Here is a 16475-nt window from a genome sequence, read left to right on the forward strand (position 1 = left end):
ATTCCTCAGGCGCCGCGGTGGGCCGCCATCAGGTCGGCAAAGCGGTTGAACAGATGGGCGGCGTCGTGCGGTCCGGGGCTGGCTTCGGGGTGGCCCTGGAAACCGATGGCCGGCTTGCCGGTGTGGGCGATGCCCTGCAGCGAGCCGTCGAACAGCGACCGGTGGGTGGCCGCAAGACAGGCCGGCAGGCTTGCCTCGTCGACCGCGAAGCCGTGGTTCTGGCTGGTGATCAGCACCCGGCCGGTGGCGGTTTCCAGCACCGGGTGGTTGGCACCATGGTGGCCGAATTTCATCTTGACCGTGCGCGCACCGGCCGCCAGGGCCAGCAGCTGGTGGCCCAGGCAAATGCCCAGCAGCGGCAGGCCGCGCTCCAGGAATTCGCGGATGGCAGCGATGGCGTAGTCGCAGGGCTCCGGATCGCCCGGCCCGTTCGACAGGAATACGCCGTCCGGATTCATGGCCAGCACCTGCGCTGCCGGTGTGGTTGCCGGCACCACCGTCACCACGCAGCCGGCCTGCACCAGGCAGCGCAGGATGTTGCGCTTGATGCCGAAGTCGTAGGCCACCACCCGAAAGCGCGGCGTTGGAGGCTCGGCAAAGCCATCCAGCGTCCAGGCGCCGCCGGTCCATTCATAAGAACTGTCCGCGCTGACGACTTTGGCCAGATCCAGGCCCGTGAGACCGCCGAACGCACGCGCCTGCGCCACTGCGAAATCGGCGTCGATGTCCGCCCCGGCAACGATACAACCGGCCTGCGCCCCGCCGCGGCGCAGGCGGCCGGTCAGCGCGCGCGTGTCCAGGCCGGCGATGGCCACCACATTACGGGCGCGCAGATAGACGTCCAGCGGCTCGCGCCCGCGCCAGCTGCTGTAGAGGCGCGGCAGATCGCGGATCACCAGTCCGGCGGCATAAACCTGCGGCGATTCCTCATCGTCGGGTTGCAGCCGACGTTGCCGATGTGCGGATAGGTGAGCGTCACGATCTGCCGGCAGTACGACGGATCGGTGAGGATTTCCTGATAGCCGGTCAGGGCGGTGTTGAACACCACCTCGCCGACGCTGTGACCGCTGGCGCCAATGGCGGCGCCGTGCAGCAGCGTGCCGTCGGCGAGGGCGAGAAGGGCTGGCTCGGGCAAGGCGGGCTCCGCGGCTTGGGATCGGGCGCAGCAAAAGCGACGGAGGGCGTTGCCGCCGCCCGTCGACACAGGTGCTGGTAAGGCCGGCATTCTACCGGCACTGCCCGGCTGCGGCCAAGCATTGCAATCGGTGCGGGCACCGGATCAAGACCCGGCTCAAGACCCTGCCGATCGATTGTTTACCAAAGCGGTTCGCCACGTTACAGTCCCCTGGTGACCCCGCCCGACAAGGAGGAGAACGGCATGGGCAAGATCGACCAGGGACTGTCGATGGGGACGACCGAAGCCGGTTTTTCCGTCACCCGACGCGGCTTTCTGAAGGGCAGCGGCGGCGCGGCGCTGGCGCTGTCGATGAGCCAACTGGGGGGCGTGGTCTCGCCGGCCTTCGTGCGGGACGTGTTCGCGGCCGACCAGGCGCTCGACTACCGCGGCATGCCGGACCTGTACCGGCAAATCTGGAACTGGGACAAGGTCACCTGGGGCTCGCACACCAACGTCTGCCTGCCCGGCTCGTGCTCTTTCCATGTCTACGTCAAGGACGGCATGGTGTGGCGCGAGGAACAGGCCGCCAAGAACCACGCCAGCAACCCCAACTACCCCGACTACAACCCGCTCGGCTGTCAGAAGGGCTGCTCCTTCCACACCAACCTGTACGGCGACGAGCGCATCAAGTATCCGCTGCGGCGCATCGGCGAGCGCGGCTCCGGCAAGTGGGAACGCATCTCCTGGGACGAGGCGGTCGGCGACATCGCCGATGCCATCGTCGACGGTCTGGAGGAATTCGGTCCCGACAGCTTCGTGCTGGACCCACCACATGCGCACCTGGGCAGCGTCGGCTGGGCCGGCAGTCACCGCATGAATGCTGCCATCGGCGGCGTGAATCCGGATCTGAACGTCCTGATCGGCGATTTCTACAAGGGCATCTCCGACACCATCGGCAAGATGCACATCGGCTACAGCGCCGACAACCTGTTCGACGCCGAGCTGATTTTCACGACCTGCACCAACTGGTCGTACACCATGCCGGCGGTCTACCACTTCCTGTCCGAGGCCCGCTACAACGGCACCGAACTGGTATCGATCGCGCCTGACTACAGCCCCAGCACCATTCACGCCGACTACCACGTGCCGGTGCAGACCGGCACCGACGCCGGCTTCTGGATGGCGCTGTGCCAAGTGCTGGTGGACGAGGATCTGATCGACCGCCCCTTCATCAAGGAGCAGACCGACCTGCCGCTGCTGGTGCGTGCCGACACCGGCAAGTTCCTGCGCGAGCCCGAGGTCACCGGCGCCGGGCGCCAGGACCAGCTCTACGTCTACGACAACAAGGCCGGCGCCATTGCCAGGGCGCCGCGCGGCACGCTGGCCTTCAGCGGCGACCCGGCGCTGGAGGGCAGCTTCGAGGTCACCCTGCACGACAGCAGCAAGGTCACCGTGACGCCGGTGTTCGAGCGCCTGAAAAAAGTGCTCGCCGAACACACGCCCGAGAAGGCGCAGGCCATGACCGGCGTGCACCCGTCGCTGGTGCGCACACTGGCCAAGAAGGTTGCCACCAAGCGCACCGCTGCCTACATCGGCTTCTCGTCGGCCAAGATCTATCACGGCGATCTGGCCGAGCGCTCCCTGATGCTGGCCATGGCGCTGACCGGCAACTGGGGCAAGCCCGGTACCGGCTGGAATTCCTGGGCCATGCCGGCCGATCACGTCGAGATGATGATGCTGCTGGAAAAGCCGGTGCATCAGGGCGGCCTCGAACAGATCAGGCAGATGGAAGACGCGCTGGCCGTCAAGCTGCGCGAACAGGACCCGGAAATCAGCCAGGAGCTGATCGGCGTCGAGCTGGTCAAGCAGATGACGGCCATCGTCGGCACGGTGCCGCCGGTGTTCTTCCTGTACCACCACGCCGGCTACAAGGAGCTGTACGACAACCCGGCCTGGCACGACAAGACGCTCAAGAAAAGCTTCACCGAGTACATGGACGAGTCGATCGAGAAGGGCTGGTGGAACAAGACCCACCTGCGCCCGGCGCCCGACAAGCAGCCGCGGGTGCTGATGATCACCGCCAGCAACCCCATCCGGCGCGTGCGCAGCGCCGCCGTGCAGTACCCCAGACATCTGTTCCCGAAGCTGAAGATGATGTTCGCGGTGGAGCCGCGCATGTCCTCGTCGGCCATGTTCTGCGACATCGTGCTGCCGGCCGCCTGGTACTACGAAAAGCCGGACATGACCATCTCCATCACCACCAACCCGCGCATGTGCATGATCGAACAGGCGGTGCAGCCGCCCGGCGAATGCAGGCCCGAGTGGGACATCTACTCGGCCATCCTGCAAAAGGTGGTGGCCATCGCCGCCGAGCGGGGCCTGACCGGCTACACCGACGTGTTCGGCCAGCAGCGCCGCTACGCGGACCTGTGGAACCGTTATAGCATGAACGGCTACCTCAAGACCCAGGAAGACGCGCTCAAGGAGATGGTGGCCATCGCTGAGGCCACCGGCACCTTCCCCAAGGGCACCACCTACGAGTCCTTCCGCAAGGCCGGCATGATCGAGCAGGCCAGCTTCGGCATGGGCTTCATGAAGGACGTGGTGGCCAACGAGTACGACCCGCGCAAGCCCTTCTACAGCCTGCGCTGGCACGTGGACGACAAGAAGACCTACCCCACCTACACCCGCCGCGCGCAGTTCTATCTGGACCACGACTGGTACCTGGAGGCCGGCGAGGCGCTGCCGCGCTGGAAGCCGCAGCCGAAGATCGGCGGCGACCACCCGTTCGCCGTCACCGGCGGTCACCCGCGCCACAGCGTGCATTCGGTGCACCTGGCCCAGCCCTCGCTGATGCGCCTGCACCGCGCCCAGCCGGTCATGCACATCAATGACCAGGTGGCCGCGAAGCGCGGCATTGCCGACGGCGAACTGGTCGAGGTGTTCAACGATTTTTCCGACTTCCGGATCACGGTGCGCACCTCGCCCACGGTGGCACCCGAACAGGTCGTCATCTACTTCTGGGAGGCCTACCAGTTCCCCGAATGGAAGGTCTACGACCGGTTGCTGATCGGCCAACCGAAGCCGCTGCACCTGGCCGGCGGCTACGAACAACTGCGCTACTACCTCTACAACGGCAGCCCGGGCCCGAGCACCGACCGCGGCGTGCGGGTGGACATCCGCAAGATCAAGGCCGCCTGAGCGCGGCCGCAGCCGGCTTTTTCAAGGAGGAACAATCATGGCATTCGCTCCCCGCGGCGCGCCCAAGGAAGAACTGCTGCGCCACACGCGCCAGGTCGGCAACATCATCGACCTGAACAAGTGCATGGGCTGCCAGACCTGCACGGCGGCCTGCAAGAGCCTGTGGACCAGCCGCGAAGGCACCGAGCACATGCGCTGGATGAACGTCTCCACCTATCCCGGCGCCGGCTATCCACGCGACTACGAAAAAATGGGCGGCGGCTACGCGCCCGACAAGACGCCAACTCCGGGCAAGCTCACCACCCTCACGGACGTGGGAGACAACTTCAAGTTCAACCACGCGGACGTCTACTACGGCGGCCACGGTCAGAAGGTGCACCTGAAGCCCACCTCGGCCGTCACCGGCGAGGATCCGGTGTGGGGCTACAACTGGGACGAAGACGAGGGCGGCGGCGACTGGCCGAACGGCTATTACTTCTACCTGCCGCGCAAGTGCTACCACTGCGCTGACGCGCCCTGCCTGAAGGCCTGCACGCACAACGCCCTCTACAAGCGCGAGCAGGACGGCATCGTGGTGCTGGACCAGGAGCGCTGCAACGGCGACCGACTGTGCGTCGAGGCCTGCCCCTACAAGGCCATCTACTACAACCCGGTATCGCAGAAGTCCGAGAAGTGCGTGATGTGCTGCCCGCGCGTCGAGCAGGGCATCGCCCCTGCCTGTGACCGCCAGTGCCCGGGCCGCACGCGCCTGTTCGGCTACCTCGACGACCCGGACAGCGACCTGTACAAGCTGATCCACGTGCACAAGGTGGCCCTGCCGCTGCATCCGGAGTACGGCACCGAACCGAACGTGTTCTACATCCCGCCGTTCGACACCACACACGCCTTCGCCGAGGACGGCTCCATCACCGACGAGGGCCGCATCGAAGCCGAGGTGTTGATCAACCTGTTCGGGCCGGACGTGGTGCCGGTGATCGCCAGGCTCAAGGCGGAGCGCAGCAAGCGCCAGAACGGCAAGCCATCGGAAGTCATGGACCTGCTGATCGGTCGCAACTTCTGGGATCGCTTCAAGGACTTCAGCAACGACCCGCTGCAGGAGGCCGTGTGATGAAGATCGTCCGGATCAAAGCCGACACCGCCACCCTGCTCGATCCAGCCGCCCCGGCCTGGGGCCAGGTGCAAGCGCAGGATTTTCCGATGGTGCCAACGCCGCTGAAGAACAACCCGGCCATTGAGGCCATCTCGCCGTTCATCGCGCAGAGCACCGATCACGGCGTGGTGCACGGCCTGCGCGTGGCAGCCGCACACAACGGCGAGGTACTGACGCTGCGCCTGTCCTGGACCAGCCAGAAACACGACACGATCGCCGACCTCGATCAGTTCGTGGACGGCGTGGCGGTGATGTTTCCACTCAGCGCCAAGGCCAGTGCCGCGACCATGGGCTCCCCCGGCGAGCCGGTCAACGCCTGGTACTGGCGGGCCGACAAGGCCGACCAGCCCTTCGACGTGGTGGCCGAGGGTTACGGCACCTCGGTACGCCGCTCCGGCAAGGACGCCAAGCTCCAGTCCGGCGCCCTTCACCAGAACGGCCAGTGGCACGTGGTGCTGGCCCGGGCGCTGAGCGTCGGCAACACCCACGCCCGCTTCACGCCGGGTGAGCCGACCAAGCTCGCCTTTGGCGTCTGGGACGGCGGCAACCGCGAACGGGCCGGGCGCAAGTCATTCTCGGGCGACTTCATGCTGGCGACGGTCGACGCATGAGTGCCGACGCCGCCCAGGAGGTGCCGCTCGAAGTCGCAGCCGATTCGACTGCCGCCGCGCGCAGCCAGGTTTACGCCCTGTTCGCGCAGGCGCTCGGCTTTCCGCAGGCCGAGACCGGCGCCGCCCTGGAAAACGGCGAGCTGTACCAGGCCATCGCCCAGGCCGCCGGTACCCTGCCCTACCGCTACACCTTCATCGGCCCGCCGCTCATCGATGCGCGCGACATGGGCCGCGTCTACACCGCGCTGTTCGAGGCCGTGACCGGAAAGCCGCAGGTATCGCTGCTCGAACAGCGCCACGAGGGCGCACCACCCGAGCAGCAACTGTGGGAAGAACTGCTGCGCTTCTACCGCTATTTCGGCCTCGATTTTTCCACTGGCGGTGCGCGCGAGCGACCGGATCATCTGCTGGTCGAGCTGGAGTTCATGCACTACCTGAGCTTCCTCGAAGCCGGAGCCGGTGACGGTCACCCCGGCCTGCGCCGCGGCCAGCAGGACTTTCTGGAACGCCACCTGACACGCTGGCTGCCGGCGCTTCGCGTGGCTCTGGTCGAAGCCGGCGACGCGGCGCCCTACGACGTGCTGGTCGATGCCCTGGTGCGCTTCGTCGGCGCCGATGCCACCTACCTCGGCAGCCTGCAGGCGGGCCCGGAACCGCCGCTGTAGCGCAGTACCCGACCCCCCGGACGCGCCGTGTGGGCCTTACACCACGCGGCCCGCCAATTCGACTTCGGACAAGGCCAAGCCTGGCTGCGCCGCGCCCGCCCAGTCCCGACCGACGCTACGTGCCGCCGCGATCGCCGCGCGAGGCATGGAGCGTGAAATCCCGGAAAAAGCCGCGTTAACGCTTCGGCTGCCACTCCCGTGCGGACCGCTGTGCCTCCCTCGTAAAGGGTGCAGACCGAGGTTTGCACCTGGAAACCGCGAGGCTCGGCCCGCCCCAAAAGGCGAACGGAGCAAGTCGTGCCTCAATGGGGCAAAGAGCGCCTTGATTGCCCCATTCTTGCCAACCCCACCCCGGGGCACCCAAATAACATTGTAGAAACGCCGTTACTTGTAATTGACAGGCGCAATCTGGCCGCCTAAGATGGCGCCAATGACGATTGTCGTAACGCCGTTTTTGCAAACATGAACCTTGGCGAGCTGGCAGAAGTACAAATGGGCTACCCCTTCCGGTCGCGCCTCGAGCACGACCCGCGGGGCGATGTCGCCGTGATCCAGATGAAGGACATCGACGACGCCAACCTGCTGCACGCCGAAGAGGCGATCCGGGTGGCGCTGCCCAAGGGCAAGACCCACCACCTGCTGCGCGCGGGTGACCTGCTGTTCCGCTCGCGCGGCCGCAGCAATGGCACGGCGCAGGTGCTGGAAGGCATCGGCCCGGCCGTGCTCGCGGCGCCGATGCTGCTGATCCGACCGCACAAGGTACTGCCCGAATATCTCTGCTGGTATATCAACGCGCCGGCCACCCAGGCCCAACTGGCGGGGCTGGCCGAGGGCACCTCGGTGCGGATGATCAGCGCCGAAGCCCTGAAGGCGCTGGACGTTCCCCTACCTTCGCGGGCCACGCAGCAACGCATCGCCCAAGCCGCCGCCCTGGCCGAACAGGAACAAACGCTGCTGGCCCGCATCGCCACCCTGCGCCAGCGCCTGACCACTCATCTTTTGATGAAGCTTGCCCACCCATCGCCAGCAAGGGCCAACCCATGACCGACCAGCTCAGCCAACAAGACGTCAACAACACCGCCTGGGCCGCCTGCGACACCTTTCGCGGCGTCATCGACCCGGCGCAGTACAAGGACTACATCCTGGTGATGCTGTTCCTCAAGTACATCAGCGATCAGTGGGCCGACCACTACGCCGAATACAAAAAAGAGTACGGCGACAACGAGGAGCGCATCCGCCGCAAGCTGGAGCGCGAGCGCTTCATCCTGCCCTACGTCGAGTTCAGGGACGAAAAGACCGGCGAGGTCACCGACCGCTTCCTAGCCGACTTCCATGCCCTGTACGAGCGGCGCAAGGCGGCCAACCTCGGCGAGCTGATCAACATCGTGCTCGACCACATCGAGGAGGCCAACAAGGCCAAGCTCGAAGGTGTGTTCCGCAACATCGATTTCAACTCCGAGGCCAATCTCGGCAAGACCAGGGACCGCAACCGCCGCCTGGAAAACCTGCTGGGCGACTTCGCCAAGCTCGACCTGCGCCCCTCGCGCGTGTCCGAGGACGTGATTGGCGATACCTACATTTACCTCATCGAGCGCTTCGCCTCCGACGCCGGCAAGAAGGCCGGCGAGTTCTACACGCCCAAGCAGGTATCGAAGCTGCTGGCGCAACTGGCCAACCCCCAACCTGGCGACCGCATCTGCGACCCCGCCTGCGGCTCCGGCGGGTTGCTGATCGAGGCCGCCGAGCGGGTGGAACGGCGCGGGAGCCGGGACTTTGCCCTGTTCGGGCAGGAGGTCAACGGCAGCACCTGGGCGCTGGCGCGCATGAACATGTTCCTGCACGGCAAGGACGGCGCCCGCATCGAGTGGTGCGACACGCTCAACAGCCCGGCGCTGGTCGAGGCCGACCGCCTGATGCGCTTCAACGTGGTGGTCGCCAACCCACCCTTCAGCCTCGACAAATGGGGCGGCAACGAAATCGAGGCCGACCGCTACAACCGCTTCTGGCGCGGCCTGCCGCCCAAATCCAAGGGCGACTACGCCTTCATCACGCACATGATCGAAACCGCGCTGCCGCAGGAGGGCCGCGTGGCCGTGGTGGTGCCCCACGGCGTGTTGTTCCGGGGTGGCGCAGAAGGCCGCATCCGCCGGGCGCTCATCGAGGAGAACCTGCTCGATGCCGTCATCGGCCTGCCGGGCAACCTGTTCCCCACCACCTCGATTCCGGTGGCCATCCTGGTGTTCGACCGCGCCCGCGAAAAGGGCGGCGCCCGCGAGGACTGCAAGGACGTGCTGTTCATCGACGCCAGCCGTGACTACCAGAGCGGCAAGAACCAGAACGTGCTGCTCGATGCCCACCTCACGCGCATCCTCGACACCTTCCGCGCGCGCCTGTCGGAAGACAAGTACGCCCACATCGCGAGCCTTGAGGAAATCGCCGACAACGACTTCAATCTCAACATCCCGCGCTACGTGGACACCTTCGAGGAAGAGGAAGAGATCGACGTCGCCGCCGTCGAGCGGGAGATCGAGCGCCTGGAGGGCGAGCTGGCTGAGGTGCGCCTGCGGATGAAGCAGTACCTCAAGGAGCTGGGCGTATGAGCAAGAAATCGACGACCAATCTTCCTGTCATCGAGACCGATCGAATCGTCGTTTTTCAGGAGCAAACCATCCGCCGCACCTGGCATGCAGACCAATGGTGGTTCTCCGTCATCGACGTGGTGGGCGTGCTTTCCGAGAGCAGCAATGCCAACCGTTATTGGTCGGATCTCAAACGCAAGCTGGCCCAGGAAGCGGGTTCCGGCCAACCGTACGAAAAAATCGTACGGTTGAAACTGACCGCGCCGGACGGCAAGCAGCGCGAAACCGACTGCGCCAATACCGAGACCCTGTTCCGCATCATCCAGTCCATTCCCTCGCCCAAGGCCGAGCCCTTCAAGCGCTGGCTGGCCCAGGTCGGCTATGAACGGGTCAAGGAGATCGAAGACCCGGAGCTCGCCAGCGCCCGGGCGCGCGAGCTCTATGAAGCCAAGGGCTACCCCAAGGACTGGATCGAGAAGCGCCTGCGCTCCATCACCGTGCGCGGCGCCCTCACCGACGAATGGAAGCAGCGCGGCGTCACCGAGGGCCGCGAATACTCCATCCTCACCGCCGAGATCGCCCGCGCCACCTTCGGCATCACCCCCGGCGACCACAAGAAGCTCAAGGGCCTGGAACAGGCCAAGGCCGCCAACCTGCGCGACCACATGACCGACCTGGAACTGATCTTCACCATGCTGGGCGAGGCCAGCACCACCGAGATCGCCAAGCGCAAGGACGCCCAGGGTTTCCAGCAGAACAAGACCGCCGCCAAGGTGGGTGGCGCTGTGGCCGGCAACGCACGCAAGGAACTGGAGGCGAAGTCCGGCAAACCCGTCGTCAGCCGCGAAAACTATCTGGCGCAGCCGGACTCGGATGCCGCCGAAACGCCCGGTCTTACGCCGCCCAGGAAGAAACCGAGGAACAAGCAATGAGCGGCGGCGAACTGATCCTCTACACGGCCGAGGACGGTAGCGCCGCGATCCAGTTGCGTGCCGAGGGCGGCACGGTCTGGCTGACACAAGCCGAGATCGCCACCCTGTTCGACACCACGCCGCAGAACATCACCCAGCACACCAAGGCCATCTATGCCGAGGGCGAGCTGAGCGAGGGGGCAACCTGTAAGGAACTCTTACAAGTTCGCCAGGAGGGTGGCCGGGCGGTCAATCGCAGCCTCAAGCACTACAACCTGGACATGATCCTGGCCGTCGGCTACCGGGTGCGCTCCCCGCGCGGCACCCAGTTCCGCCAGTGGGCCACCGCCCACCTGCGCGAGTACCTGGTCAAGGGCTTCGTGCTGGACGACACGAGGCTCAAGGAGCCCGGCGGCTGGGACTACTTCGACGAACTGCTGGCGCGCATCCGCGACATCCGCGCCTCGGAAAAGCGCTTCTACCAGAAGATCCGCGACATCTACGCCACCGCCGTGGACTACGACAACAAGTCCGAGGCCGCCCAGTTGTTCTTCAAGAAGGTGCAGAACAAGATGCTGTGGGCCGTCACCGGCCACACCGCGCCCGAACTCATCGCCGGCCGCGCCGACCCGCCCTGCCCAACATGGGCCTGACCACCTGGGCCGGCGGCCGTGTGCGCAAGCAGGACGTCACCATCGCCAAGAACTATCTGAGCCGCGAGGAGATCGAGGCGCTGGACCGCATCGTGGTCATGTACCTCGACTACGCCGAGGACCAGGCCCAGCGCCGCCGTACCCTGAGCATGCGCGACTGGGAAGACAAGCTCGACGCCTTCCTGCAGTTCAATGAACGCGAAGTCCTGACCCACGCCGGCAAGCTGCGCAGTGAGGTGGCGGAGAAGCTGGCCCTGGAGCGCTACGAGAGCTTTGACGCCGGCCAGCGCGAGGCGGCGAGGTTGGCAGCGGATGCCGAGGACATGGCGGCGTTGGAGAACGCCGAGCGGCAACTGGAACGCAAAGGGCGGGGGAAGAAGAAATGACGGACCTATCGCGCCTGCAAGAGTTTCGATTGGGGGATGCCTGCGAAATCGCAGTTGGTCGTGATCTCGTCGAGGATCGCTTTTCAGTTACAAAAACTGGCACGCATGTTTACCCTGTATTTTCCAATTCGGTAGAGAACTATGGGCTCTATGGCTTCTACGATTTTCCTGAATATGAACGCAAAGCAGTTACGATAGTTGGACGAGGCGCTGGGCTTGGAACAGCATTCATCCGCGATGCTGGATTTGGGGCGATTGGACGCCTTCTGGTGCTATTCCCCAATGAGAACGTCGATCCTGACTATCTCGCGGAGTACATAAACGACAAGATCGAATTTCATGTTGAGAGTAGTGGAATCCCTCAGCTCACAGGGCAGCAATGCGCAGGGTACAAGATACTTCTCCCCAGTATTCCTGAGCAGAGATTAATCGCCTCAGCGCTGACAAGCTGGAACACCGCCATCCAGAAAACCGAGCAACTGATCGCGGCGAAGGAGCGGCACTACAGCCACGAACTGTCGCGCCTAATCAGCCGGGGCCAGCACCCGCACGCCCACGTCGGCACCTTTGCCGAGGAGGTCTCCGCCCGTAATCGCGGTGGCAAGTGGCGAACCGTTTCGCTCTCCGACGTCACCACCGTGTGGAAGGGTCAGCAACTCAACAAGGACGCGATGGTCGAGGATGGCGCCTACTACGCACTCAATGGCGGCATCAAGCCATCTGGCCGCACCACAGCATGGAACTGCGAGACTGACACCATCACGGTCAGCGAGGGCGGCAACTCGTGCGGCTTCGTGTCCTATAACCGCGAGCGATTCTGGTGCGGCGGACACTGCTACGCCCTTACGAAGCTTGCGAAAGACGTTGATGCGCATTACCTGTTTCACTACCTGAAGGGCAAGCAAGCTCGGGTAATGGCGCTGCGCGTTGGGTCTGGACTGCCGAACATCCAGAAATCGGACCTCGAAGCCTTCCCGGTCGTGCTACCCGACCTGGTCACCCAAACCGCCATCGCCCGCTACCTCAACGCCCTGCGCGAGGAGATCGACCTGCTCGGCCAGTCTGTGGTGGCACTCAAGACCCAGAAGCGCGGCCTGATGCAGAAGCTGCTCACTGGCCAGTGGCGGCTTCCCGCTCAGGAAAAGGCTGTTTCGGCATGACGCAATGTGCCTACGTTTTTCTCGACGAGGGCGGGAACTTCGATTTCAGCCCCACCGGCACGCGCTACTTCGTGATGAGCAGCGTGGCCATGCGTCGCCCGTTTCCGGCCCATGGTCCACTCGATGACTACAAGCATGACTGTCTGGAGTACGGGTTGGATACCGAGTATTTCCACTGCGCCGACGACAACACCCATGTGCGGCGCAAGGTGTTCGAGCTGATCGCCGGGCATCTGGGCTCACTGCGCATCGACAGCCTGATCGTGGAAAAGGCGAAGACTGGCCCGGCGCTGCGGGCCGATGAAGCCTTCTATCCGAAGATGCTCGGCTACCTGCTGCGCTATGTGGTCGAGCGTGAGGTGGTCAATGGGGTCGAGGAGCTGATCGTCATCACCGACACCATCCCGGTGCAGAAGAAGCGCAAAGCGGTGGAGAAAGCCATCAAGTCGGTTCTGGCAGCCATGCTGCCGGCGGGAATGCGCTACCGCATTTTGCATCACGCCTCGCGCTCCCATTACGGGTTGCAGGTAGCGGATTACTGCAACTGGGCGGTGTTCCGGAAATGGCAACGCGGGGAGACGGAGTTCTACGACCAGATCAAACCGGCCTTGCGCAGCGAGTTCGACATCTTCAGGACGGGGGTGACTTATTACTACTAAGCCCCTGAAAAAAATGACCCCCCCGACTACTCCTTGCGGAGAGAGCCCCTTGGGCTCTTGTCATCGGGGGGAACCTTTGACAGCGAGTGTAGCCGATGAGTACCCCTGACGCCAGCCAAAGTTCGGAGCGCAGTTTCCGCTTCGACGAAAAATACCTGTCCCAGATCCCGGCCCTGCAGGTGCTGGTCAACCTGGGCTATCAATATCTGACGCCCGCCGAGGCGCTGGCCGCGCGCGGCGGCAAGGCCGGCAACGTGCTGCTGGAAGAGATCCTGCGCGAGCAACTGAAGAAGCTGAACCGCATCCAGCACAAGGGCGGCAGCTACCTGTTCAGCGAGGAGAACATCCAGAGTGCCATCCAGCGCCTGAAGAACGTCAAGTACGACGGCCTGCTCAGGACCAACGAGGCGGTGTACGACCTGCTGACGTTGGGCCTGGCGCTGGAGCAGTCCGTCGAGGGCGACCTGAAGAGCTTCACGCTGAACTACGTGGACTGGCGCAACCCGGCCAACAACGTCTATCACGTGGCCGCCGAGTTTGCGGTGGAGCGCACCCGCAGCGTCGAGACTTGCCGGCCGGACGTGGTGCTATTCGTCAACGGCATCCCCTTCGCGGTGATCGAATGCAAGTCGCCCAGGGTCGAGGTGGATCAGGCCATCTCGCAGACCATCCGCAACCAGCGCGACGAATACATCCCGCGCCTGTTCACGTACACGCAGATGGTGCTGGCGCTCAACAAGAACGAGGCCCGCTACGCCACCACCGGCACCCCAGCCAAGTTCTGGTCGAAGTGGAAGGAGGACGTGGCGGACGCCGATCTCGCGCCACTGCTGGAGCGCCCGTTGCCGGAGTCGGTCAAGGCCTCGCTGTTTGATCTGGCCTTTGCCGAGCTGGGCGTGCGCGAGGAGATTGCGCCCTACCTGGTCGGCCGGCAGGTGACCGAGCAGGACCGCACGCTTTACGCCCTGTGCCGCCCTGAGCGCCTGCTGGAGATGGCCTGGGCCTTTACCGTGTTCGACGGCGGCGTGCGCAAGATCGCGCGCTATCAGCAGGTGTTTGCCATTCAGGAGGTGCTGCAGCGGGTCAGGCAAATTGAACCGGCCCTCTCCCCCGGCCCCTCTCCCGCAAGCGGGCGAGGGGAGTTTCGCCGCCGCGGCGGCATCGTCTGGCACACCCAGGGCTCGGGCAAGTCGCTGACCATGGTGATGCTGGCGCGCGCACTGGCGCTGGAGCCGGCCATCCGCAATCCGCGCATCGTGCTGGTGACCGACCGGGTGGATCTGGACAAGCAGCTCGGCAACACCTTCGCCGCCTGCGGCCTTGCACCCGACCGGGCCGAGAGCGGCCGCCATCTGGTCGAACTGGTGTCCGACGGCAAGGCGCACATCGTCACCACCCTGGTGCACAAGTTCGACAAGGCGCTGGCCTACAAAAAGTTCAGCGATGCCTCGCCCGACATCTTCGTGCTGGTGGACGAGACCCAGCGCACCCAGCTGGGCGGCTATTCGGCGCGCATGCGGCAGATGTTCCCCAATGCCTGCTACATCGGCTTCACCGGCACACCGCTGCTGACCCGCGAGAAGAGCGACGTGGCCAAGTTCGGCGGCGTGATCCACACCTATGCCATCGACCAGGCGGTGGCCGACGGCGCCATCGTGCCGCTGCTCTACGAAGGGCGCATGGTGGAGCTGGAGCAGAACCAGGCGGCGATCGACATCTGGTTCGAACGCCACACCCAGGGGCTGACCGACCAGCAGAAAACTGATCTCAAAAAGAAATACGCCCGCGCCGAAATGCTGAACAAGGCCGAGCAGGTGATCTACATGCGCGCCTTCGACATCAGCGAGCACTACCGCCAGAACTGGCAGGGCACCGGCTTCAAGGCGCAGCTGGTGGCGCCCAACAAGGCGGCGGCGCTGCGCTACAAAGCGTTTCTGGACGAGCTGGGCGCGGTCAGCAGCGAGGTGATCATCTCGCCACCCGACGAGCGCGAAGGCTTCGACGAGATCGACGCCGAGGAGTCCACCGACGCGGTGGTGGCCTTCTGGCAGCGCATGATGAAGCGCTACGGCTCGGAGGAGGACTACAACAAGCAGATCGTCAACGCCTTCAAGTTCGGCGACGAGCCGGAAATCCTGATCGTGGTGGACAAGCTGCTGACCGGCTTCGATGCACCGCGCAACACGGTGCTCTACCTGACCCGGCGGCTCAAGGATCATTCCCTGTTGCAGGCCATTGCCCGGGTGAACCGCCTGTACGAGGACGAGTCCGGCAGCAAGACGAAGGACTTCGGCTATGTCATCGACTACGTGGGTGTGTTGGGCGAGCTGGACCAGGCGCTGACCACCTACAGCGCGCTGGAAGGCTTCGATGCGGACGACCTCAAGGGCGCGCTGGCCTCGATCCAGGATGAGGTAAAGCAACTCCCGCAGCGCCACGCGGAGCTGTGGGACCTGTTCAAGACGGTGAAGAACCGTCAGGACGAAGAGTCCTTCGAACAACTGCTGGCCGATGAGAAGCTGCGCGCCGATTTTTACGAGCGGCTGTCGGCCTACGCCAAGACCTTAGGGATTGCGCTGTCCAGCGAACGTTTCATCACCGACACACCCGAGCAGAAGCTGCGCGCCTACAAGAACGACCTCAAGCGCTTCGTCAATCTGAAGGCAGCCGTGAAGCTGCGCTATGCCGAGTCAGTGGACTACCGCGACTTCGAGCCGCGCATCCAGAAGCTGCTGGACACGCACATCTCGGCCTCCGAGGTGGTGCAGCTGAACGCGCCGGTGAACATCTTCGACGAGGCCGCATTCCAGAAGGTGGTCGAGGAGCAGGGTGCGGGCAGCGACAAGAACCTTGGAGCCAAGGCCGACATGATCGCCCACGCCACCAGGCGCACCATCCACGAACGGCTGGAGCAGGACCCGGCCTTCTACGAGAAGTTCTCCAAACTGATCCAGCAGGCCATCGACGACTACCGCGCCCGGCGCCTGTCCGATCTGGAGTACCTGCAGCGGGTCACCGAGATCAAGGACGCCGTGGTCTCGCGCAAGGGCGATGACCTGCCGCCGGCACTGAACGGCGATGCCGACGCGGCCGCCGTCTATGGCCTGCTGCGCCCCTTCGTGGCGAACCACCTCAGCGACGCCGAGCAGGCTCAGAACACCGCCGCCGAAGCAGCGATGGCGGTGTGGGACATCTTCCGCCGCAACCGCAAGGTGGGTTATTGGGATGACCTCGATGCCCAGCGCCGGACCATGAACGCGATCGACGACTACCTCTACGACGAGGTCAAGGGCGCACGCGGCATCGCGCTCTCGACCGAAGAGATGGACGAGATCATCGAGAAAACCATGCAGCTCGCCCGCCACCGGATGGCGAGGTGAAGA

Annotated in this window: 10 protein-coding genes and 2 pseudogenes; 11 read left to right on the forward strand and 1 reads right to left on the reverse strand. The window is 64.6% G+C overall.

All coding sequences use genetic code 11. The annotated features are described in order from the left end of the window. Window positions 1-5: 5 nt before the first annotated feature. A pseudogene (carA, locus tag PG2T_RS03365) lies at window positions 6-1135 on the reverse strand (glutamine-hydrolyzing carbamoyl-phosphate synthase small subunit). A gap of 243 nt (window positions 1136-1378) precedes the next feature. Between carA and PG2T_RS03370 the strand changes: the two are divergent. The 11 genes and pseudogenes from PG2T_RS03370 (at window position 1379) to PG2T_RS03420 (ending at window position 16472) form a co-directional block, all read left to right on the forward strand. After that, window positions 1379-4318, forward strand: a complete 2940-nt coding sequence (locus PG2T_RS03370; protein ID WP_068802829.1) for a molybdopterin-dependent oxidoreductase — start codon at window positions 1379-1381, stop codon at window positions 4316-4318. Between the two features lie 37 nt (window positions 4319-4355). Then, window positions 4356-5426, forward strand: coding sequence for a 4Fe-4S dicluster domain-containing protein (locus tag PG2T_RS03375; RefSeq protein WP_068802830.1), 1071 nt, complete (start codon window positions 4356-4358; stop codon window positions 5424-5426). Beyond that, on the forward strand, window positions 5426-6079 hold the full coding sequence (locus PG2T_RS03380) for an ethylbenzene dehydrogenase-related protein (protein WP_068802831.1): 654 nt from the start codon (window positions 5426-5428) through the stop codon (window positions 6077-6079). The genes PG2T_RS03375 and PG2T_RS03380 overlap by 1 nt, the downstream gene beginning before the upstream one ends. Next, entirely contained in the window at window positions 6076-6744 is a 669-nt protein-coding gene (locus PG2T_RS03385) for a molecular chaperone TorD family protein (RefSeq protein WP_068802832.1), read from the forward strand. The genes PG2T_RS03380 and PG2T_RS03385 overlap by 4 nt, the downstream gene beginning before the upstream one ends. Before the next feature lie 462 nt (window positions 6745-7206). Then, the gene (locus PG2T_RS03390; RefSeq protein WP_068802833.1) at window positions 7207-7788 is read left to right on the forward strand and encodes a restriction endonuclease subunit S; all 582 of its coding nucleotides are present in this window, start codon (window positions 7207-7209) and stop codon (window positions 7786-7788) included. Next, window positions 7785-9344, forward strand: coding sequence for a type I restriction-modification system subunit M (locus tag PG2T_RS03395; protein WP_068802834.1), 1560 nt, complete (start codon window positions 7785-7787; stop codon window positions 9342-9344). The genes PG2T_RS03390 and PG2T_RS03395 overlap by 4 nt, the downstream gene beginning before the upstream one ends. Next, the gene (locus PG2T_RS03400; RefSeq protein WP_193399824.1) at window positions 9341-10255 is read left to right on the forward strand and encodes a BRO-N domain-containing protein; all 915 of its coding nucleotides are present in this window, start codon (window positions 9341-9343) and stop codon (window positions 10253-10255) included. The genes PG2T_RS03395 and PG2T_RS03400 overlap by 4 nt, the downstream gene beginning before the upstream one ends. Continuing rightward, window positions 10252-11273 (forward strand): annotated as a pseudogene (locus tag PG2T_RS16920) (virulence RhuM family protein). The gene PG2T_RS03400 and the pseudogene PG2T_RS16920 overlap by 4 nt, the downstream one beginning before the upstream one ends. Beyond that, the gene (locus PG2T_RS03410; protein ID WP_075968127.1) at window positions 11270-12433 is read left to right on the forward strand and encodes a restriction endonuclease subunit S; all 1164 of its coding nucleotides are present in this window, start codon (window positions 11270-11272) and stop codon (window positions 12431-12433) included. The pseudogene PG2T_RS16920 and the gene PG2T_RS03410 overlap by 4 nt, the downstream one beginning before the upstream one ends. After that, complete coding sequence (locus tag PG2T_RS03415) at window positions 12430-13092, forward strand: DUF3800 domain-containing protein (RefSeq protein WP_158513135.1); 663 nt, start codon at window positions 12430-12432, stop codon at window positions 13090-13092. The genes PG2T_RS03410 and PG2T_RS03415 overlap by 4 nt, the downstream gene beginning before the upstream one ends. Before the next feature lie 95 nt (window positions 13093-13187). Continuing rightward, window positions 13188-16472, forward strand: a complete 3285-nt coding sequence (locus PG2T_RS03420) for a type I restriction endonuclease subunit R (RefSeq protein ID WP_068802836.1) — start codon at window positions 13188-13190, stop codon at window positions 16470-16472. The last annotated feature ends 3 nt before the right edge of the window (window positions 16473-16475 follow it).

Origin of the sequence: Immundisolibacter cernigliae (genome assembly GCF_001697225.1) — a bacterium.
Taxonomy (GTDB): domain Bacteria; phylum Pseudomonadota; class Gammaproteobacteria; order Immundisolibacterales; family Immundisolibacteraceae; genus Immundisolibacter; species Immundisolibacter cernigliae.